The organism is Reinekea blandensis MED297 (genome assembly GCF_000153185.1).
Lineage (GTDB): Bacteria > Pseudomonadota > Gammaproteobacteria > Pseudomonadales > Natronospirillaceae > Reinekea > Reinekea blandensis.
Window position 1 is genome coordinate 693,228 of the sequence record NZ_CH724149.1, and the last position, 21,245, is coordinate 714,472.

The window sequence follows — 21,245 nt, forward strand, 5'->3', positions numbered from 1 at the left end:
TGGCTCAATGCTGTCACGAGGGCAGCTTGTCACCACAATAGCGGCAGAACTGGGCATCCAGCTCATGGCCCGTTTTTCCACAACCCAAACAGCCACGAGCATCACGGCGCGTGCGCATGACCTGCGTGAGTTCGGCGGTGTAAATGCCGGTTGGTACGGCGATGATGGCGTAACCGGTGATCATCGTTGCTGAGGCAATCAGCTGACCAACCGCGGTGGTTGGCGTGATATCGCCATAGCCGACCGTCGTCAGCGTAACGATGGCCCAATAGATGCTCTTCGGAATCGAGGTAAAGCCATTGGCCGGTCCCTCAACCAGATACATAATGGAGCCGAACACCACGACGATGGTGCAGACAACATACAGAAAGACCATAATTTTGCGGCGGGACGAGCGCATGGCCCAGGCGAGGTGTTCAGCCTCTTGCATATAGCTGAAGAGTTTAAGAATCCGGAAAACCCGTAGAATCCTCAAAATACGGATCACCAGCAAGGTGTTGGCACCGGCAATCACCAGGGACAAATAGGTGGGAACGACTGAGAGCAGGTCCACAATGCCGTAGAAGCTGAACGCATAACGGGCAGGCATGCGCACACAAGCCAGTCTGAGGATATATTCCACCGTGAATGCCAGCGTAAAACCCCACTCCAGAACATAGAGCCAATGGCCGTAGCGTTGCTGGATCGGGGCGACGCTTTCCAGCATGACGGCCGTTACACTGAGGACAATCGCGACAATCAGAATGACATCAAAGGCTTTCCCGGCTGGCGATTCGGCCCCGAAAATGATGTCGTTCAGCGTCAGCTGCCAACGCTTAAGTTGAGTCGCTTCCTGATCACTTGGCAGCACATGGAACTGATTGGTGCGATTGTCGGCCATTAAAAGGCCTCGCCGACCGTGATGGTGAAGCCGATTGCTTCAAAATCCACCCAGCCAAGATCGAAGCGGATGTTAAAGCGGTCCGGCGTCATACCGAAGCGAACACCGGCGCCGAGGCTGCTGTGAAACTGATCGAGTCCCAGATCTCCCGCGTCGTTGGCGACCTGATAGCTGTCTGCAAAGCCGACAACAGCCCAGCGTGGGCTCAATGTCATGCGGTACTCGGCCTGTGCACCAAGACCAAGTTGGTCAATCCAGCGATTACCATTCGCGCCCCGCAACGTACTGCCGCCATTCGGCCGCGGCAGGAAGGTAAAAGGGGTGTCGTCCGAAGCCGATTGAAACTCGGCAGATAGTGCGATGACATCGTCGCTGACTGACCAGTATTGGGCCCCGCGCAGGCGCGTCAACGTGAACGTGGACTCGCTACCCACCAACTCGCTGAACTGATCAAGGCTGGCAACAACAAGCTGCCCCTGGCTTGGCCAATCCAGATTGTTGCGTGTGTCATAGATGGCATTGACGCCGGCACCGGAAAACAGGCCGGTGACCAAGGTTCGGCCATCATCTGTCAGTAAGGTCGACGATGGATCTTCATCGATGTCATCCAGAGAATGATGCTCGGCAAAGCCTTTAACACCTAAAGCCAGATCCGGGGTGATTTTGCGATTAACGGTTATCGACGCCTCAATGGCGGTATCGGAGTATTTGTCCGCCGTATCGCCAGCCTCGTTGGTCTGGCCGAAATAGCCGATAGGCCAGTATCTTCCACCGAGCTTGCCCTTCACCTGTAACCGACCAGAGTCAAAATAGAGGTTGGGCCAGACATACGCCTGAAACTGCCCGTTCGTGGTTCCCTGCAGCAACAGTTCAAGTCGATTCTGCGGCGTACCTGCTGTGGTTTGTGGAAATATCCGCATCACATAGGCGCCATATTGAAACCCGGTCTCAGGTGACGAGCCCACCGCTGGCAATGGCACCCAGGCTGCAGGTTTTAATGACTCGTCTGCTTGTGACAGTGGCGCACTGAGCAGACCGGCAATGAACAAGGTGGGAAACAAGGCTTTCATAGTTCGGCTCTCTTTTTTCTGAACGCTATCTCAGCCCACCCCGAAGGTCAATCGCCCTATCCGGCAGAGTCGGCTAAACTCGCCTTAGGTGCCTCTGACTTTAATGAGAGGTGAGACAGGGTTTCAGCAGGAGAGTTTCGATTGCTTGACGATGACGATTCGATTGGTATCCATCTGAATGTTTTGGGTGACGGTTTTGTGTACGGATTGGGTACTTCCGGTTTTAACGGTTGGGCCAATCAACTGCTTCATCAGACGGTCGATCAAATTGGACCGGTCAACTATTACAACCTGGGGATTCCGGGCGAAGACAGTGTGACCGTTGCGAATCGATTGCGAGAGTTGGTGCCTCGTCGTGTTAAGGGTCAGGATAACCGGCTGGTTTTAAGCTTTGGTTTGCAGGATACGGCCGAAGTCGATGGCAAGCCATTGCTCAGTAATCAGGCATCCACTGAGGCCCTGAAGCAATTAATTGTTAAAACCCGGCAACATTTCAAACTGTTAATGGTTGGCATGCCACCGGTTTACGAGCCTCAACGCAATGCTTGGGTGAAACGTTTGAGCGGTTTGCAGAAAGAGGTGTGTCAGAAAGCCCATGTCCCCTTTATTGATCTCTACACCGCACTGGCAGACGATGTTCAGTACAAACGACGTCTGTTATCAACGGATCGTGTTCATCCCGACGCGCAGGGGCATCAGAAAATCTGTGACCTGATCTGGAATGATCGCAGCTGGTGGTTCAATAACTGACCCCCTGGGGTGTAGGTTGGAAAGTGCAAAGGAACGGTAGGGATTCTGTCTGACTTTGTGGAATCTGTTACCCTGTTTGTTCAACATCGTACGAGGTTTTTATGCTGACACCTGACGTCGCTCGCTCTGTGATTGATCATGGCCTATCACTTGGGGCTGATTTTGCTGAGCTCTTTATTGAACGACAACTGCGGTCGAATGTTTCGACGCTGGCGTCGACCGTTGAATCGGTTCAGTCCGGCATTGAGTTCGGTATCGGTCTGCGCCTTGTGTTCGGAACCAAGGTCTTATACGGCTACACCAACCGTCCTTCTGGCGATGAATTGAAACGCATGGCCTCGGAGTTGGCCGCTAAAGATCGACGCGATCCAAGAACGTCTGCCGTTGCTTTTGATTATCGTCATCCTGAGACTATTCACTCACAGCAGAAAATCCTGTCCGACGATCCGCAGATTGATGACAAAATTCGTTTTTTGCTGAGCGCGAGCGAGGCCGCAAAGGCGACCAATGAAGCCATCAGTCAAACTCGCGGTAATAATTTACAGCGCGAGCAGCAGATCACGATTTTTAACAGCGAAGGTCTGCACATTGAAGACACACGCCACTATGTGCGCTCAGTCATCACCGCCATTGCTTCCGACGGCCAGAACCAGGCGTCGGGCTCGAAAGATATGGGCGGTTTATTGGGTTGGGAGTTAGCCGAGCAGGTGGATGCGGCCGAGTTGGGCCAGGAAGCGGGGCGACAAGCCATGGTCAACCTCACGGCAAAACCCTGTCCCAGTGGCACGATGCCGGTAGTGATGGGGAACGGTTTTGGCGGCGTTATTTTTCATGAGGCCTGCGGTCATTTATTGGAAACCACGTCAGTGGCCAAAAAAGCGTCGGTGTTCCACGATCAGATGGGTGAAATGATTGCCAATGAGAAAGTCAGTGCCGTGGACGATGGTACGCTCAGTGACGCTTGGGGTTCCATCAACATTGACGACGAAGGTATGCCGACACAACGCACGCAACTGATTAAGAACGGGCGCTTAACCAGTTTTCTGGCCGACCGATTGGGCAGCGAAAAAACCGGGTATGCGCGTACCGGCTCCGGGCGTCGTGAATCTTATCGGTATGCCCCGGCATCGCGGATGCGCAATACCTTTATTGAAGCCGGTACCGATCGGTTTGAAGACATGATTGCCTCGATTGATCGCGGCATTTACGCCTCTCATATGGGCGGAGGCTCGGTGACACCGGGAACCGGCGAATTTAACTTTGCCGTTCGCGAGGGTTATTACATTGAGAACGGCAAGATTCAGTATCCGGTTAAGGGGGCGACTTTGATTTCAACCGGGCCGAAAGTGCTTCGGGAAATTTCCATGGTCAGTGACAATCTGTCTCTGGCGTGCGGGATGTGCGGATCGGTCAGTGGGGCCATACCGACCACAGTGGGTCAGCCAACCCTGAAAGTCGATTCCATTCTGGTCGGGGGAAATGCCTGATGACTCAGCAATCCGTAGCAGAACGCCTGTTGAACTGGGCAAAAGACGCCGGTGCCGAAGCCGATTTGATTGTTAATGAATCTCGCTCACTGTCCCTTAAAGCTCTGAACGGAGCGTTGGAAGAGCACAATGCGAACTCAGCGTTGACGCTGGGTTTGCGGGTCGTTCACGAAAATCGTGTGGGAACGGCCTATTCAGAAGCGACCGACGAAGACGCTCTGCGTTTTATGCTCGATCAGGCATTGATGAATGCGCGCTACAGCGAAGCCCGTCCCGAAGAGCAAATCGCCCCGGTGTCGGCACTCGAGAAAGCGCCACCGGAAGATCTGAACCCAGAAGATGAAACTGAGATTGAAACCCGGATTCAGTTTGCCATTGAGCTCGAATCCCGTTTGGCGGGTAAAGAGCGTATCCGTAATGTGCCCTACAACGGTGTCTCTGATGTGATTCGTTCGCGCGAAGTGTATTCGACGCAGGGTGCGGCGGTCATGCAGAGCGAACGCATGCAGTATGCTTACGCCATGCCTTTGGCCGCTGACGGTGACGATACCGCCATGCAGGCCGCCATGCAGGCGGGTCGGCACTTTGGTGACCTGGACCTCGACGCACTGATTGATTTGGCTTATCGACGTTCAACCGAGTTACTCGGGGCCGGTCCGGTCGCAACGGGGCATTATGACGTACTGTTCGATGCAAATGTACAGGCCCAGCTGTTTCAGGCATTCAGCCAGATGTGGTCGGGCAAATGGGCTCAGGATGGCATCAACCCGTTTCGTGACCGGTTGGGTAAAACCGTCTTTGATGACCGGCTGACCATTGTTGATCGTCCCCGGGTTACCGATGGCCTGGCGTATGCGGCATTCGATGCCGAGGGTGTGCCTACTCAGGAGACTCAACTGGTGAAGCAGGGTTGTTTAACCACGCTGATTCACAATACCGCTACGGGTCGCCATTTTGGTGTGTCATCGACCGGACATGCGGCGCGCACGGCCAAGACGTCATTGAATGTCGGCTTGCATCAACTTTTTGTGTTGCCGGGACCGGACTCAGAAGCGGATCTGAGCGCAGACACCTATCTGGTCATCAGCAAACTGGATGGTTTGCATTCAGGTATCAACCCGGTCAGCGGGGAGTTCAGCTGCGGGGCAAGTGGTGCCTTGTATCGTGATGGTGAACGCGTGCAGATGGTTCGTGGTATTACCGTGGCCGGTAACCTCTACAAGATGCTTAATCAGGTAAGAGCAGTGGGTGATTCGGTGCGATGGGACGATCAGAAACAGAGCTGCATGGCGCCCATTCGGTTTATGGAGTTGGCTGTCTCTGGCGCATAAGGCGCCGGTAGTTCCCAGCGCCTCAGTTTGTTGATAAACCCCGCCGACAAAAAGGTAGCTCTCAAATGGATCGCTGCAAGTATCATCCTGATACGCTCGACGAAAACATCCATGTTTTCGACGTCCATTTGAGAACCACCTCTTCATCGCCTCGAAACCAGTGGCGACTTTGTTATCAGCCTGAGGCGCCGGTAGTTCCCGGCGCCATTTTCAGACTCAGTCTTCAATCAGGTCTTCAAACAACTTGGTGGACAGGTAACGTTCACCAAAGGATGGAATGATAACCACGATGAGCTTGCCCGCGTTTTCATCCCGCTTGGCAAGTTCCAGTGCGCTCCAGACGGCGGCACCGGCGGAAATGCCGACCAGCAGGCCTTCTTCCGCGGCCATTGCCCGGGCCGTTGCAAAGGCGTCTTCATTGCTCACCTGTACAATCTCATCAATCAGAGCGGTGTCCAGAATTTCAGGAACAAAACCAGCCCCGATTCCCTGAATGGGGTGTGGACCTTTTTCGCCACCCGACAGAACGGGAGAGGCCGATGGCTCAACGGCCACCGCTTTAAACTCGGGTTTACGGTCTTTCAGCGCTCGGGCGACCCCGGTAATGGTGCCGCCGGTGCCAACACCACTGATCAGAATATCGGCTTGACCATCGGTATCGCGCCAGATTTCTTCAGCCGTGGTACGCGCATGAATGTCCGGGTTGGCGGGATTTTCAAACTGCTGCGGCATAAAGTAGCGATCCGGGTCTGCATCACGAATCGACTTGGCTTTGGCGATGGCGCCGCCCATGCCGTCAGGTCCGGGGGTGAGTACCAACTCAGCCCCATACGCTTTCAGCAGCATGCGTCGTTCTTTCGACATGGTTTCCGGCATGGTCAGAATGCAGTCATAGCCTTTGGCTGCAGCCACCATGGCCAGCGCAATACCGGTGTTGCCAGACGTCGGTTCTACGATGGTCATACCCGGTTTCAGCGCCCCGGCCTGTTCGGCCGCGTCGATCATGGCCGCGCCGATACGATCTTTTACAGACTTGCCCGGATTAAAGTACTCCAGTTTGGCAACGACACGCGCTTTACTGTCTTTTGTCAGTCGGTTCAGCTCAACCAGCGGTGTGTTGCCAATCAGATCGGTGACGTTGTTTGCAATATTCATAAGACTCCTGTTCTCGGATGGTTCAACAGGAACAGTGTACGCAAGGCGCGCGGTTGAGGTTAATAATCATTTGTTACCATTCCAAAGAATCTGGTTATGACGATCTTGCGGATGGATGGCAAAGGCTCTACCGTCTGTTGCCTTCTGATCACTACGACGGTCCAACATGTCAAAAACCCTCAGTGCGCCGGTTTATACCGAGCTCGAAATCAAGAAAAGCCGGTTCCTGTGTTGGTTTGAACCGATCGAATCTGTGGAACAGGTTAAGCAGCGATTGGAGGCTATTCGTCAGCAGCATCTGGATGCCCGTCACGTCTGTTACGCCTTTTACGTAAACAATAACAGCGGTATGGGTGATGACGGAGAGCCTTCAGGGACCGCTGGGCGGCCTATGTTCAATGTGATCGCTCATAAAGATCTGCATAATGTGCTGGCCGTGGTGGTGCGTTATTTCGGCGGCATCAAACTGGGGGCCGGCGGGTTGAGCCGTGCTTATGGTGGCGCGGTTTCGCAAGCCGCCGAACAGGCCGAGTTTGTTGTGCTGGAAGCGTCGCATCAATTGAAACTGTCTTTTCCCTTTGCCTTGGAAAGCCAGATTCGCCGGGTCTTGAGCCGTTATGAGTTAACGTTGGATGCACCAGCGTATTCAGATCGTGTCAGCGCCACGGTGACGGTTACGGATTCTCAGGTGGAGGCGCTGCAGCAGGACCTTCAGGCATTGGCGCCCGCAGATCCAGACCTCGTCGTTGAGCGGGAAGATTGAGCGCATCGGCAATCAGATGCATGCTTTTGTCGGCCAACTGACGTCGCGTCTGCTGTGGTTCTGACTGCAATGGCAGCAAGGTCAGATGCACGTCGGTTCGCCAGCGCCCCAGCACCCGCCAAAGGTTGGCCCCGAGACTTTCATCACCGAAGGCAATCGTTAACTCGGGTTGTGATGCGCAATGATATGACAGTGCGACAGGCAAGACCGGTGTCTGTGAATCGATGGCGGCGGCAAACAAGCGTGGGTGAAACTGTCGCAGACCGTAGCCGTTACCGGTGGTGGCCTCGGGAAAAAACGTCAGGCAATGATCCCGACTGAGATAGTCTTCGATTAACGACCGAACCTCACCGATTTCTCCGGCGCCCCGCTTTATAAACAAGGTCCCTGCCTGGTGCGCCATCCATCCGACAATCGGAATCTGTCTGAGCTCCGCTTTGGAGAGGAAGTAGGTTGGGATTTGGCTGCCAATGACAGGTATATCGAGCCAACTGATGTGATTGGCGCAGATCATCGCCGCCTGGTGAGCGTATTCTCCGTGTTGAATGACCCGGACGTTCATGATGACCAACATCGTCTGGTACCAGAACCGGGCCAGCTTCAATACCCGGCTTTGGTGAGATGGTCGGCGTTCAAATATTTTCAGCAGTAAAACAGACATCGCACCAATGAGCAGCAGGCACATCAGTAAGGTCAGGCGAAAAACTCGAAGTAACAGCGACACAGTCTAAAATCCGGATATACAGCGGATCGCGGAGTATATCATGGGATTCCCGAGGGACTGGAAATCACCATCGATTACAGATTTTGTCGGATTTCATTTTCGTTGATTTGCGTCATTAATAAGATCTTTCTAATATAAGAGAATTCTTATTAATTAGATTTTAACCTTTACAGGACAACGACCATGACTAAGAAGATTGTAATTGTTGGCGGCGTCGCCGGCGGTGCATCGGCGGCGGCTCGAGCGAGACGCCTTAGTGAAGACGCTGACATCATCGTGTTTGAACGCGACAGCTTCATCTCATTCGCCAACTGTGGACTGCCTTACCATATCGGGGGCGAAATCGAAGACCGGGATGCCTTGCTGGTTCAGACACCGGAGTCAATGAAGGCCCGGTTTAATCTCGATATTCGCATTCAGTCGGAAGTGATTGGCGTTGATGCGGAGCGGCAAGAAGTCACGGTACGCGAACTGGCCAGCGGTCGGGAGTACAGCGAACGTTACGACGATCTGATTCTGTCACCGGGCGCGGTCCCGATTGTCCCGCCGATTCCGGGTGTGGACTCTGAGTCGGTATTTACCCTGCGCAATATCCCGGACATGGACCGGATCATCCGTAAGATTAACATCGAAGCACCACGCTCTGCGGTGGTCGTCGGCGGTGGTTATATCGGCATAGAAATGGCCGAAGCGCTGATACATCGCGGCATCGAAACGACCATGGTGGAACTGGCCAATCAGATCATGCCGCCTATGGACCCGGAAATGGCCGTGCCTTTGCATCAGGAAATGCGCCGAAACGGCGTTCGCCTGCAGTTGAGTGATGCATTGGAGAAAGTCGAGGAGACCGCTGAAGGACTCGAACTGTCGATGCGTTCTGGTCGTTCCCTGCAAACAGACATGGTGATTCTGGCCATCGGCGTCCGTCCGGAAAACACCCTGGCGACGATGGCGGGTCTGGCCATCGGCGAAAAAGGTGGCATTCAGGTCGACCGGACCATGAAAACCAGCCAACCAAACATCTGGGCGGTAGGGGATGCTGTCGAAGTCAGGGATTTTGTCACTGGTGCACCGGCGCAAATCCCGCTGGCCGGCCCGGCAAACCGACAAGGCCGGATTGCCGCAGACAACATCTTCGATCTGCATTCGGAGTACAAAGATACGCAGGGAACCGGTATCTGTAAGGTTTTTGAGTTGAGTGCGGCTTCAACCGGGGCCAGCGAGAAAATGTTGGTCGCCCAAGGCATCGACTATGAAAAAATTTACGTGCATGGCGCCGATCACGCTGGCTATTACCCGGGTGCGACACAGGTTCACCTTAAGCTGGTGTTCGATCCGAAAAACGGGCGGGTTCTGGGTGCTCAAGCGGTCGGGGCCAAAGGCGTCGACAAGCGCATCGATGTGCTCGCGACGGCGATCCGCGGTGGCATGACGGTCTTTGATCTTGAAGAGTTCGAGCTGTGTTATGCCCCGCCGTTCGGTTCCGCCAAGGATGTCATCAATCAGGCCGGCTTTGTCGCCAGCAACCTTTGTCGTGGTGAACATGCGGTCTGTCATGCCGAAGATTTGCCGGAGTTCAGTGACGACGTTGTTCTGGTGGATGTACGCAATCCAACGGAAATTACCGTGCTCGGTTCCATCGATGGCTCAGTCAATATCCCAGTGAACTCGCTGCGGGACAATCTTGATCGACTCCCGAAAGACAAGACGCTGGTGGTCTATTGTGCCGTTGGTCTGCGCGGTTATGTGGCCTATCGGATGCTGAAAAACCTGGGTTATCAGGTGAAAAACATGACCGGGGGCTACACCACCTATCAAATGGTTAAACGTATCGGTCAGTAAACTAACCCAATCGATTCAGCGCCCAGCGGATATGGTCGTCGACCAACTCCGACACACGCCCGAGGCCACGGGAGAGCGACTCTCTGGCTTCGGCCGTGACGGGCCCGTTACCTAGCGCCACCGCCAGGTTACGTTGCCACTGCTCATACCCGATTCGACGGATGGCACTGCCTTCCGTTTTCTTCAGAAACTCCGCCTCAGACCAGTCAAACAGATCGACGAGGGCGCCGCCATCCAGCTCACTCCGGGGCTGAAAATCGGTTTCATCGGACACCGGGGCTTTGCGGTTGTGCGGACAGACCAGTTGGCAGTCATCGCACCCGTAGATCCGATTACCCATGGCCGCTCGCAAATCCTCGGGGATGGCACCGCTGTACTCAATGGTGAGATAACTGATGCAACGGGTGGCATCCAAGACCCCATCGCTGACGAACGCGTCCGTTGGACAATCGACCATACATTGTTGGCACGAACCGCAGTGAGAGGCGGGGTTTGGTGAATCAAAGGGCAGGGCCAGGTTGGTACAGAGTTCGCCGAGAAAAAACGTACTGCCGTGTCCGGGGGCTAACAACAGACTGTTTTTACCGATCCAGCCGAGGCCTGAGTGGGCCGCCAGTTGTCGCTCCATCACCGGAGCGCTGTCGACAAACGGGCGGGCGCCGTGATCTCCGGCAAGTTCGGTGATCTGGCGGGCAAAGTCGCTCAGCCGCTTGCGCAGAACTTTGTGATAGTCGCGCCCCAGGGCATAACGGGAGATGTAGGCGCGATCGGTTTGAGACAGCAGCGTTAACCCGTCGGCCGCTTCCGGCCAGTAATCCATGCGAACGCAGATCACCGTTTTGGTCCCAGGGTGCAAACTGGCGGCATCAAAACGCTTATCGAGATTACGCTCCAGCCAGCCCATGTCGCCAGCGTAGCCCGCTTCCAGCCACGACTCAAAGCCAGCGCGATGCTGTTCAGTGGACGGGTTGGCAAAGGTGACCGCCTGAAAACCAAGGTCGCGCCCCAGTGCCCTGATCTGTTCAGCCAGAGTTAACGGGTCGTAGGTTGAAATGAGGTCCGAACGTTCAGCCATGGGTAAATTTATGTTGGGTCTCTCACAACGAAAGGGACTAATGATACACTCTGCGGCGTTTGCCTCAGGATTATTAAGCAGTTTTTTTGTGAAAAATGTATTCGATGAAGAACAGATGATGCCATTCGGGGGCGTCCTTGGACACTGTTGCCGAGGAGGCAGTGTGATATATCTCGACGGAACGCTGGGTATGGGGAAAACAACGTTGAGTCGCGCACTCATTCAGGGCTTGGGTTGGACGGACCGGGTTAAGAGTCCCACCTACACACTCTATGAACAGTATGACTTGCCCGATGTGCAGGTCTGCCACTTCGATCTGTACCGGTTGTCCGATCCGGAGGAACTCGAGTTTCTCGGTATCCGCGATCTCGACAGTCAACGCAGCATCTGGCTGATCGAATGGCCTGAGAAAGGCGACGGCTACCTGCCGCCAGCGGATATCCGCTTAACTTTGGCCCCCGGGACGGAAGATGATAACCGAACCCTGTCCCTGGACGGCCTGACGATGCGCGGGCAGCAGCAGGTACAGGCCGTCTCTGAGCAGCTTTGGGGGTGGGTATGATCCGTTGGCTTCTGGCTTTGTTCTGCACGGTGTCGATGGCGACCGCGTCCGTCGTGGATGGTGTCCGGATCTGGCCAGCACCGGACAACACCCGTTTGGTTCTGGACCTGAATGGCGCCGTTGAGCATTCGGTTTTAACGCTCAGAAATCCCGATCGCATCGTTCTGGATATTGAAGACGTTTCTCTGAATGCCGACCTGTCATCCCTCGACTTGACCGACTCTGGCATCAACCGGATTCGACACGCGGTCCGAAACGGTTCGGATTTGCGAATTGTGCTGGATATGGCGAGTGCCATGTCGCCGCGCAGTTTTGCCTTGCCCCCAAATGAACAGTACGGTCACCGGCTGGTGGTTGACCTGGAGCGGCCGTTGTTGGATGCCGCCACCGGTCGCGAGCAGGTTGAACCGGTGACGCGCAAAGACATCACCGATTTAAGTAATCAGAAGCGCGACATCATCGTTGTGATTGATGCCGGTCATGGCGGCGAAGATCCCGGCGCGATTGGCCCTTCCCGGCTTCTGGAAAAAAATGTGGTCTTGTCGATCGCCCGCGAAGTCTATCGTCAACTGGAAGCAACGGAAGGATTCAAGCCGGTCATGGTGCGCGATGGCGACTACATTGTCGCCCTGAGTAAACGGCGTAATCTTGCGCGGGCGTCTAATGCTGACCTGTTCGTCTCGATCCACGCCGATGCGTTTCACAACTCGTCTGCTTATGGGGCGTCAGTCTATGCACTGTCCAATGGCGGTTCCGTCAGTGCGGTTGCAAAATATTTGGCGGATCAGGAAAACGCTGCTGACGTGATTGGCGGGATTAATGGCGTCAGTCTGGAAGATAAAGATGATGTACTGAAATCTGTTTTGGTCGATTTGTCGATGACGTCCACATTGCAGCGCTCTTTGGATGTCGGGCGTGTGGTTCTGAATGAAATGAGTCGCTTTGCCAGATTGCACGGTAATCGCAAAACGGTGGGTCAGGCTAACTTTGTGGTGCTGCGTGCTCCCGATGTTCCTTCGATCCTGGTTGAAACCGGTTTTATCAGTAACCCGACGGAAGAAAAAAATCTGGGTTCTGCCCGTTACCGGCAAAAGATGGCAACGGCCATTCGCAACGGTATCGTCGGATATTTTGAAAAAACACCTCCGGAAGGCAGCTTCATCGCCTGGCGCCAACAGCAGCAATCGACCGTACGTCGCTATACGGTTGCTAAAGGCGATACCTTATCGGCCATTGCCATCCGCAACGGGGTGTCGGTCAATGCCATTAAATCCATTAATAATCTCAGCAACAGCACGATCTGGGTGGGTCAGGTACTGCTGATTCCGGGAGCCTCATGAGTCAGGAATCGATCAACGAACAGCCTCGTAATATTGCAGTTTTATCGCCGAGGTTGGCGAACCAGATCGCGGCCGGGGAAGTAGTTGAACGCCCCGCGTCGGTGGTTAAAGAACTGATTGAAAACAGCCTCGATGCCGGTGCCACTCGGATCGAAATCGAAATTGAGCAGGGTGGTGTCAAGCTCATCCGCGTGCGTGATAACGGCCGGGGCATTCCGCAAGATGATCTCGCCTTGGCCCTGGCCCGCCATGCGACCTCGAAAGTGTACTCATTAGACGAGCTGGAAGCTTTGGGTTCACTCGGGTTTCGTGGTGAAGCATTAGCGTCTGTCGCCTCGGTATCGCGGCTCACGCTGACCAGTAAACCAGCCAATCAGAGTGAGGCCTGGCAGGTTCAGAGCCATGGCCGGGACATGGCGACCGAGTTGGCGCCCGCCGCGCATACTGACGGCACTACGGTTGAAGTTCGTGACTTATTTTTCAACACGCCGGCGCGACGAAAGTTTCTGCGTACTGAAAAAACCGAGTTCAATCATTTGGAAGAGGTTGTCAAACGACAGGCTTTGTCACGGTTTGATGTCGCATTCTCATTACGACATAACAATCGCACCATTCATTCACTCAGAGCGGCGCATACTCAGGCTGAACAGCAGCGGCGGATTGCTCAGTTGCTGAAACCGGAGTTCATGACCAACGCGTTAGTGGTGGAGACAGAACGTGCAGGATTGAGGATGACCGGTTGGGTCGGCTTGCCAACCTTCTCCCGATCCATGCCGGACATGCAGTACTTTTTCGTCAATGGCCGGGTCGTTAAAGACAAGGTCATCGGTCATGCCGTCAAGCAGGCGTACCGTGATGTGCTCTATCACGGTCGTCACCCTTGTTTTGTCCTGTTTCTTGAGCTCGATAGCAGCGGTGTTGATGTCAATGTGCACCCGACCAAGCATGAAGTTCGGTTTCGGGATCAGCGTTTGGTTCATGATTTTCTGTTCAGTCAGTTGCATCGAGCACTAGCGGATGTGCGGCCGGAAAATGACGTTGGCTCGTCATTCGACAACCCTATGACCGCACCGCCCCAACCACGTGTTTCCGGGCTGGAGGCAGGCGAGTTCCGTGGTCAGAACCACCTGGACATGAGACCGTCCGGGTCCGGCCCAATGGTCGATGCGTCAGCCTCGGGAACATCCTCATTGGGTGTATCAGAACAGGTTTCTTTCTATCAGCAGTTACAACAACCCGGGTCAGAGGCGGGTGCTGCCAATGCGGGTTTCACCCCGCAGCCGCAACTACCGCAATCTGAAACGCCGGATATGCCACCACTGGGTTTTGCCGTGGCCCAGCTTCATGGCATTTATATCCTGTCGGAATCCGAGCAGGGGTTGATCATTGTTGACATGCACGCTGCACATGAACGGATTACCTATGAACGTATGAAACAACAGTACGATCATCAGGGTGTCCAGGCGCAACCTTTACTGGTGCCGCTGGCGTTATCGGTCAGCGAAAAAGAAGCCGATGCCGCCGAAGAGTTCAGTGCTTTGCTGCAGCAATTTGGTCTTGAGCTGCAGCGTTCGGGTCCGGAAAAAATGACCGTTCGTCAAGTGCCGGTCTATCTTCAGCAAGCCGATGTGGAGCCACTCGTCCGATCAGTCCTGGCTGATGTGATTCAGCACGAAACTTCCGACGCCATTCAGGCGCATCGCAACGAAATCCTATCGACCATGGCCTGCCATGGGTCAGTGCGCGCCAATCGCCGTCTCACCGTTCCGGAAATGAACGCTTTACTTCGTGATATGGAACGCACCGAACGCAGCGGGCAATGCAATCACGGTCGCCCGACCTGGACACAGTTGACCCAGTCCGAGCTCGATAAGCTCTTTTTGAGGGGGCGTTAATGAGTTCTGACAAACCGACGGCCGTGTTTCTGATGGGACCGACGGCCGCGGGAAAAACCGATCTGGCTATTGAGCTGGTCGAGCAGGGCGGTTGTGAAATCATTTCCGTCGATTCTGCCCAGGTTTACCGGGATATGGACATCGGAACGGCCAAACCGGATGCCGAGACGCTGCGCCGAGCCCCTCATCATTTAATCGATCTGCTTGACCCGGCCGAGAGTTACTCAGCGGTTCAGTTTCGTCAGGATGCTCTGGCCAAAATGGCTGAGATTACCGCGCAGGGGCGGATTCCGTTATTGACCGGTGGAACTATGCTGTATTTTAAATCGCTGGTAGAGCCGATGTCCGATCTGCCTCCGGGGGACGACCGTGTGCGTGCAGAGTTGCAAAGCCAGCTGCAAGAACAAGGGCTGACAGGGCTGCTTGATGAGTTGTCCCGGGTCGACCCTGAGGCGTATGGCCGTATTGACCATCAGAATCCACAACGGGTACTGCGGGCGCTGGAAGTCTTTAAAATTACCGGTCGACCCATCTCTTCTTTTTGGGCGGAAGGCGTTCATGATGGGCGAGGGCGGTTATCAGCCGAGGCTGCATCTCAGTTCCCTTATCGTCTGTTGCAGTACATCGTGATGCCACAGGATCGAACGGTATTGCACGATCGCATTGCGCATCGGTTTCGTGGGATGCTTGAACTCGGGTTTCAAAACGAGGTGGAAGCCTTGTATCGGCGTGGCGACTTGCATCTGGATCTGCCCTCTATGCGCAGTGTCGGTTACCGGCAGATGTGGCAGTATCTGGACGGGACGTTGGACTATGACAACATGGTTGAGCGCGGCATCATAGCCACGCGCCAGCTGGCTAAGCGGCAGTTGACCTGGCTGCGAGGCTGGCCAGATGCAACGGTTCTGGATACGTCGATTGAAAACAGCGTTCGATACGCAACTCAGGTCCGAGAACGTCTTTGAGTGTCAGTACGTAAAAAGTGTCCTCAAATGATAAATAATTCAGAGCCCCCATCCACAACGTGTTGAAAATCAACTAGAATTCGTTCTGTTAGATTTTGAATGCGGCTCGTCCAGACTTTTTGTGACTCGATATCAGCTCGGCTGATGGTGAGCACGCTGGAGCATTCGTTCACAGGGCTTGTTTTTCGAGCCTCCCGGCTTTTTCGGGGAAGACGTTTGATCGCAGAAGATCGGCAGGGAAGCCCGCCGATGTTATAACTGCGAAAGCCGATTACTATTACAATCCTTACAGAAAAAGGAGCACATCATGTCAAAAGGGCAGTCTTTACAAGACCCTTTCTTAAATGCGCTGCGCAAAGAGCGTATCCCGGTTTCAATATTCCTGGTTAATGGGATTAAACTGCAAGGCCAGATCGAAAGCTTTGACCAGTTTGTGATTTTGCTGAAGAACACTGTCAGCCAGATGGTCTACAAGCATGCTATTTCTACCGTTGTACCGTCTCGCAGTGTGAAGATTTCTCAGGAAGGTGGTGAAGAAACCCTGAGCGTCGAGTAATTCGTCAGAGTTTCGGACAGACCTTTTCTCTTAGCCCGGCAAAGCCGGGCATCGGAGTATGTGATTGTTTTTTGAACGCGTAGAAGGCGGTAATCGGGCAATTCTGATTCACGTAGACTTTCCGGAATCTGACCATCGGGAAGATCCGGCTGAATTCGAAGAGCTTGTCGTCTCGGCGGGGGCTGATCCCGCCACCTTTATCAAAGCCTCCAGAACCACCCCTCATCCGAAATATTTTGTCGGCACCGGTAAGATGGAAGAAATTCGTCAGGCCGTAAAAACATACGAAGCTGATGTAGTTCTGTTTAACCATGCTCTGAGTCCATCTCAGGAACGCAACATCGAAGCCGGCATTGAATGTCGGGTATTGGATCGAACCGGTTTGATTCTGGATATTTTCGCCCAACGGGCCCGAACGCATGAAGGGAAGTTGCAGGTGGAGTTAGCCCAGTTGCAATATCAGAGTACCCGACTGGTTCGGGGGTGGACTCACCTTGAGCGACAAAAAGGTGGGATCGGCTTGCGAGGTCCGGGTGAAACACAGCTGGAAACCGACCGCCGATTACTGAGGGCTCGGATTTCAACGATTCATAAAAAGCTGAATAAAGTTGAAAAACAGCGTAACCAATCCCGACGCGCCCGTGACCGATCAGACACGCCAACCGTGTCTTTAGTCGGTTACACTAATGCCGGTAAATCCACCCTGTTTAACTATCTGACGGACAGCGGTGTGTATGCGGCCGATCAACTGTTTGCTACGCTGGATCCGACGCTGCGTCGATTGGCGATCCCCGATATGGGTGACATCGTTTTGGCCGATACTGTTGGATTTATCCGTCACCTCCCCCATAAACTGGTGGAGGCATTTAAAGCGACGTTGCAGGAAACGGCTGAAGCGGACTTGCTCTTACATGTTGTTGACTGTGCGGACGAAGATCGCCTTGGTAATATCGAGCAGGTTGAAAACGTGTTGGATGAAATCGGTTCGAGCGACATCCCCCGTCTGGAAGTCTTTAACAAGATCGACTTGCTGGACGACTTCGAACCGGCCATTGAGCGAAATGACGAAGGCATCCCGGTGAGAGTTTGGGTGTCGGCCAAAACCGGTCAGGGCGCCGCCTTGATTCTGGCAGCCCTGACTGAGCTGCTTGGTGACGAGGTGATCTCTAAGAGCATTTCGTTGTCGCCAGCAGAATCAGGGCTTCGGGCCGCGCTTTACGAGCAGAATGCGGTGTTGTCAGAGAACTACGATGAGCACGGACACGTAGAATTAGAGATCCGGATGCAGAAAAAGGATTTCAAACAGTTGCTCAAGCGTTTTAATCTACCGCAAGAGCGGTTTGGCGTGGCCCGGACAAAAGAATTTTTTGAATGATATCGGCATTGGTTCCGGTACAAGTACTTAAAATAACTAATGGAGTTAACCATGGCGTGGAACGAACCACCGGGTGGGAATAACGATCAAGATCCCTGGGGCAATCGCAACCGGGGTCGCAACAATGACGGTCCACCGGATTTAGATGATCTGTTTAAGCAGCTTAATGGCAAGCTGGGTAAATGGTTGGGCGGCGGCAATAAGAAAGGCGGCGGTAATAACTCTTCCGGTTCCGGAGGCAATTTTGCGTCGTTGATTGCGCTTGTGTTGGTCGCACTGGTGGCCTTCACCATTTACAACTCAGCTTACACCGTGGATGAATCAGAACGGGCCGTGGTATTGCGTCTCGGCGAGTTCCATTCGATCTCACCACCGGGTCTGCATTTGAAGATACCATTTGTTGATCAGATTGCTGACAAGATTAATGTCACACAGGTGCGAGAGTACAGCTTGAGCACAGCGATGCTGACGGCGGATGAAAATATCGTCGAAGTTTCGATGACGGTGGAATATCGTGCGGCGGATGCTCGTTCGTATGTTCTTAATGTTCGTGATCCTCAATCCACCATTGCTCACGCTGCTGAGTCAGCGCTTCGACACGTGGTAGGGTCTGCTCGTTTGGAACAGGTTCTGACGAATGGACGTGACCAGGTTCAGGCATTGGTTAAAGAGCGTCTTCAGAACTATCTCGATACCTATGATGTGGGTATTCGTCTCGATCAGTTAAAAGTAACCGATGCACTGCCGCCAACCGCGGTCCAGGATGCGTTCGATGACGTGATTAAGGCCCGTGAGGACCAGCAGCGTCTGGTCAATGAAGCTCAGGCTTATTCGAACCAGATTGTTCCGGTCGCGCAAGGTCAGGCTGAACGACAGCTCGCGGAAGCGGAAGCTTACCGGCAGGAGGTCGTTGCTAAGGCGACGGGTGAATCGAACCGATTCCTTGCTTTGTTAGAGGAGTACGACAAAGCCCCTGAAATTACCCGTCAGCGTCTGTATTTGGATACGCTGCAGGAAATCTACAGCAACAGCTCTAAAGTCCTGATGGACGTTGAAGGTGGAAACAACATGATGTATCTGCCGCTGGATCAGTTGCGACGTAACGGCTCTCAGACACTGAATGAGCTTGCGAACGGTGAGATCGATGTCAATAACCTGACTCAATCTGAAGTCAGCAACCTGACTGATCAGATTATCAATGAAATCAACCGTCGTAATAATCGATAAGGAGCCAAGTGATGACAGGTAAAAGCAGCTTTTTCACCGTAGTCGCAGCCTTATTGATTTTGGTTGCTTACACATCTCTCTATATCGTCGATGAGCGTCAAACCGCGATCAAACTGCGCTTTGGTGAAGTTGTTCAAGGCGATATCGAGCCAGGTCTGCACGCACGTATTCCGTTTGTACACACGGTTAAGAAGTTCGATAAGCGGCTGATTACATTGGATAGTCAGGCTGAACGTTTTCTGACCAATGAGCAAAAGAGTTTGGAAGTGGACTCCTATGTTCAGTGGCGCATAGCCGATACGCTGACGTTCTACACGGCGAACAGTGGTGGCGATTTCTTCGTCGCGAACCAGATTCTGGGTTCGCGGGTGAACGCCGCGCTGCGTGATGCCTTCGGTGACAAGCCGTTGCGTGAAGTCGTGACCGGCCTCAAAGATGATCAGCCATTGCCGGAAGGCAATATCATTGATTCCGACAAAGGTGAGCGTGATAACCTGATGGAAGAGGTTTTGCGCCGAGTTAATTCGGTTGCGACCGACGAGTTGGGTATTGAAGTGGTCGATATCCGCGTAAAAGCAATCGATTTGCCACCGGAAGTGTCCAGTGACGTGTTCCGTCGGATGCGATCAGAGCGTGAACAGTTGGCGCGGAGTTTCCGTTCCGAAGGTCAACGCCAGGCTGAGATCATTCGAGCCAATGCGGATCAGACCAAGACCATTACGCTGGCCAATGCTTATCGGGATTCCGAGGTCATTCGCGGTTCCGGTGACGCCGAATCGGCGGCCATTTACGCTGAAGCTTTTCAGCAGGATGCCGATTTCTATGCGTTCTACCGCAGTTTGAACGCCTATCGTAATTCCTTCACTGGTGATGGCGATATGCTGATTCTTGAGCCGGACAGCGATTTCTTCCGGTTCCTGAACAACCAGAACGGCAATTAAGCAAAAATACCTTGGGCGTTTTCTCAGCCCATGTGTATAATCCATCAACCGGGCCGAACGCCCGGTTTTTTTGTGCCCTGAGAAATGACAAAACGGGATACGACACCGCATGACCATTGCAGACCGCTGGCAATTGCCGGATGGGATTGAAGAAATCCTCCCTCCGCAGGCCGCAAGAATTGAAGCACTGCGTCGCTCTCTGCTCGATGAGTATCGGGCCTGGGGCTACGACCTCCTACAGCCGCCGATGGCGGAATACCTTGAGTCCTTACTGACCGGTGTGGGTCATGATCTGGACCTTCTGACCTTTAAAATCACCGATCAGCAGACCGGTCGGATGATGGGCGTGAGCGCTGACCGCACTCAGCAAGTGGCGCGTATGGACGCGCACTCAATGCCTAAAGCCGGAGTGGCACGTTATTGCTATTGTGATCCGGTGCTGCACACCCGGGCGACGCATTTATTGTCTTCCCGCAGCCCGATTCAGATTGGTGCAGAACTCTACGGGTACGGCGGCATTGAAAGCGAAGTCGAAATCGTCGCGCTCATGTTACGGTCGCTGGAAAAAGCCGGTCTTGAAGACATTACTCTGGATCTCGGGCATGTAGCGATTTATCACGCGCTGGTGAATGAAACGACGTTGAACGCCGAACAGCGCGCTGAACTGTATTCTTTGTTGCGTCAGCGAGCGCTTCCGGAGTTGTCCGCCTGGCTTAATGCATCCGATTTATCACCGCAGATGCGTGATGTGTTTCGAAAACTGCCGTCGATGGCCGGATCGTTGAAGCAACTAGCCGACTGGCAGCAACAGCTGTCGTCAGTAACCGATCAGGTCACGGATGCCCTGACAACACTGAGAACCATTGCGGAACAGATTGAACAGCGTTACCCCTCAGTTCGCGTGCATTTGGATCTCGCAGAACTTCGAGATTTCAACTATCACTCAGGTTTGGTGTTTTCAGCGTTCGTCCCCGGTTTTGGTCAGCCAGTGGCCCGAGGCGGTCGTTATGACCATACTGGTGAGGTGTTTGGCCGTTCTCGCCCGGCTACCGGGTTTTCCAGCGATCTTAAAGTGCTGGCTAGCCAGACCGTCGCACAGTGGGGGGAATCTCCGGGTATTCTGGTCCCCGCCAATCCGGATGCCGCGCTGCAAGCCGTGGTTGAGCAACTGAGAGCCCGTGGTGAGCGGGTCATTCAGCTTTTTTCGGATCAGGACCATGTTGATGAATTAGGTTGTGATCGGGTACTGGTGCAAGATGGTGACCAGTGGGTTGTTAAACAGATATCTGATAAACAGGCACAGTAAA

General features: G+C 53.8%; 19 protein-coding genes. 14 read left to right on the forward strand and 5 right to left on the reverse strand.

The annotated features are described in order from the left end of the window. Nucleotides 1-13 precede the first annotated feature (13 nt). Together MED297_RS03155 and MED297_RS03160 are read right to left on the reverse strand one after the other, a co-directional pair. Nucleotides 14-880 carry an ion transporter gene (locus MED297_RS03155; protein WP_008042307.1) on the reverse strand — a complete coding sequence of 289 codons (867 nt, stop codon included), beginning with the start codon at nt 878-880 and terminating at the stop codon, nt 14-16. Next, complete coding sequence (locus MED297_RS03160; protein WP_008042308.1) at nt 880-1,950, reverse strand: BamA/TamA family outer membrane protein; 1,071 nt, start codon at nt 1,948-1,950, stop codon at nt 880-882. The genes MED297_RS03155 and MED297_RS03160 overlap by 1 nt, the downstream gene beginning before the upstream one ends. A 141-nt stretch (nt 1,951-2,091) precedes the next feature. On the opposite strand from MED297_RS03160, the gene MED297_RS03165 reads away from it, so the two are divergent. The 3 genes from MED297_RS03165 to MED297_RS03175 all read left to right on the forward strand — a co-directional run bounded on the left by MED297_RS03165 (nt 2,092) and on the right by MED297_RS03175 (nt 5,518). Continuing rightward, complete coding sequence (locus tag MED297_RS03165; protein WP_008042309.1) at nt 2,092-2,700, forward strand: GDSL-type esterase/lipase family protein; 609 nt, start codon at nt 2,092-2,094, stop codon at nt 2,698-2,700. A gap of 101 nt (nt 2,701-2,801) precedes the next feature. Then, nucleotides 2,802-4,187: a TldD/PmbA family protein gene (locus tag MED297_RS03170; RefSeq protein WP_008042310.1), complete on the forward strand. Its 1,386-nt coding sequence runs from the start codon at nt 2,802-2,804 to the stop codon at nt 4,185-4,187. Next, the gene (locus MED297_RS03175; RefSeq protein ID WP_008042312.1) at nt 4,187-5,518 is read left to right on the forward strand and encodes a TldD/PmbA family protein; all 1,332 of its coding nucleotides are present in this window, start codon (nt 4,187-4,189) and stop codon (nt 5,516-5,518) included. The genes MED297_RS03170 and MED297_RS03175 overlap by 1 nt, the downstream gene beginning before the upstream one ends. Before the next feature lie 216 nt (nt 5,519-5,734). On the opposite strand, the gene cysK is transcribed toward MED297_RS03175, so the two are convergent. Then, the gene (gene cysK, locus MED297_RS03180) at nt 5,735-6,673 is read right to left on the reverse strand and encodes a cysteine synthase A (RefSeq protein WP_008042314.1); all 939 of its coding nucleotides are present in this window, start codon (nt 6,671-6,673) and stop codon (nt 5,735-5,737) included. A gap of 166 nt (nt 6,674-6,839) precedes the next feature. Here cysK and MED297_RS03185 point away from each other — a divergent pair, with 166 nt between their 5' ends. Continuing rightward, nucleotides 6,840-7,436 (forward strand): IMPACT family protein, encoded by a 597-nt coding sequence (locus MED297_RS03185; protein WP_008042315.1) that lies wholly within the window; start codon nt 6,840-6,842, stop codon nt 7,434-7,436. Here the strand turns inward: MED297_RS03185 and MED297_RS03190 are convergent. After that, nucleotides 7,348-8,160, reverse strand: coding sequence for a lysophospholipid acyltransferase family protein (locus tag MED297_RS03190; RefSeq protein ID WP_050762852.1), 813 nt, complete (start codon nt 8,158-8,160; stop codon nt 7,348-7,350). The two genes, MED297_RS03185 and MED297_RS03190, sit on opposite strands and share 89 nt — an antisense overlap. A gap of 183 nt (nt 8,161-8,343) precedes the next feature. Here MED297_RS03190 and MED297_RS03195 point away from each other — a divergent pair, with 183 nt between their 5' ends. After that, nucleotides 8,344-10,002 (forward strand): FAD-dependent oxidoreductase, encoded by a 1,659-nt coding sequence (locus MED297_RS03195; protein WP_008042317.1) that lies wholly within the window; start codon nt 8,344-8,346, stop codon nt 10,000-10,002. Nucleotide 10,003: 1 nt separating this feature from the next. Here MED297_RS03195 and queG read toward each other — a convergent pair whose 3' ends face one another. Next, entirely contained in the window at nt 10,004-11,077 is a 1,074-nt protein-coding gene (queG, locus tag MED297_RS03200; RefSeq protein ID WP_008042318.1) for a tRNA epoxyqueuosine(34) reductase QueG, read from the reverse strand. An 88-nt stretch (nt 11,078-11,165) separates the two neighbouring features. Between queG and tsaE the strand changes: the two genes are divergently transcribed. The 9 genes from tsaE to MED297_RS03245 all read left to right on the forward strand — a co-directional run bounded on the left by tsaE (nt 11,166) and on the right by MED297_RS03245 (nt 21,244). Further along, nucleotides 11,166-11,639 (forward strand): tRNA (adenosine(37)-N6)-threonylcarbamoyltransferase complex ATPase subunit type 1 TsaE, encoded by a 474-nt coding sequence (gene tsaE, locus MED297_RS03205; protein WP_040556600.1) that lies wholly within the window; start codon nt 11,166-11,168, stop codon nt 11,637-11,639. Beyond that, on the forward strand, nt 11,636-12,979 hold the full coding sequence (locus tag MED297_RS03210) for an N-acetylmuramoyl-L-alanine amidase (protein ID WP_008042320.1): 1,344 nt from the start codon (nt 11,636-11,638) through the stop codon (nt 12,977-12,979). The genes tsaE and MED297_RS03210 overlap by 4 nt, the downstream gene beginning before the upstream one ends. Then, entirely contained in the window at nt 12,976-14,874 is a 1,899-nt protein-coding gene (gene mutL, locus MED297_RS03215) for a DNA mismatch repair endonuclease MutL (protein ID WP_008042323.1), read from the forward strand. The genes MED297_RS03210 and mutL overlap by 4 nt, the downstream gene beginning before the upstream one ends. Further along, entirely contained in the window at nt 14,874-15,839 is a 966-nt protein-coding gene (miaA, locus tag MED297_RS03220) for a tRNA (adenosine(37)-N6)-dimethylallyltransferase MiaA (protein ID WP_008042325.1), read from the forward strand. The genes mutL and miaA overlap by 1 nt, the downstream gene beginning before the upstream one ends. 307 nt (nt 15,840-16,146) lie before the next feature. Continuing rightward, complete coding sequence (gene hfq, locus MED297_RS03225; RefSeq protein ID WP_008042327.1) at nt 16,147-16,395, forward strand: RNA chaperone Hfq; 249 nt, start codon at nt 16,147-16,149, stop codon at nt 16,393-16,395. Nucleotides 16,396-16,459: 64 nt separating this feature from the next. After that, a complete protein-coding gene (gene hflX, locus MED297_RS03230) occupies nt 16,460-17,770 on the forward strand; it encodes a ribosome rescue GTPase HflX (RefSeq protein ID WP_008042329.1) in 1,311 nt (436 codons plus the stop codon). 51 nt (nt 17,771-17,821) lie between these two features. Next, nucleotides 17,822-18,997, forward strand: coding sequence for an FtsH protease activity modulator HflK (gene hflK / locus MED297_RS03235; protein ID WP_040556412.1), 1,176 nt, complete (start codon nt 17,822-17,824; stop codon nt 18,995-18,997). Between the two features lie 11 nt (nt 18,998-19,008). Beyond that, complete coding sequence (gene hflC / locus MED297_RS03240; protein WP_008042331.1) at nt 19,009-19,938, forward strand: protease modulator HflC; 930 nt, start codon at nt 19,009-19,011, stop codon at nt 19,936-19,938. A gap of 109 nt (nt 19,939-20,047) precedes the next feature. After that, nucleotides 20,048-21,244 carry an ATP phosphoribosyltransferase regulatory subunit gene (locus tag MED297_RS03245; protein WP_008042332.1) on the forward strand — a complete coding sequence of 399 codons (1,197 nt, stop codon included), beginning with the start codon at nt 20,048-20,050 and terminating at the stop codon, nt 21,242-21,244. Nucleotide 21,245 lies beyond the last annotated feature (1 nt).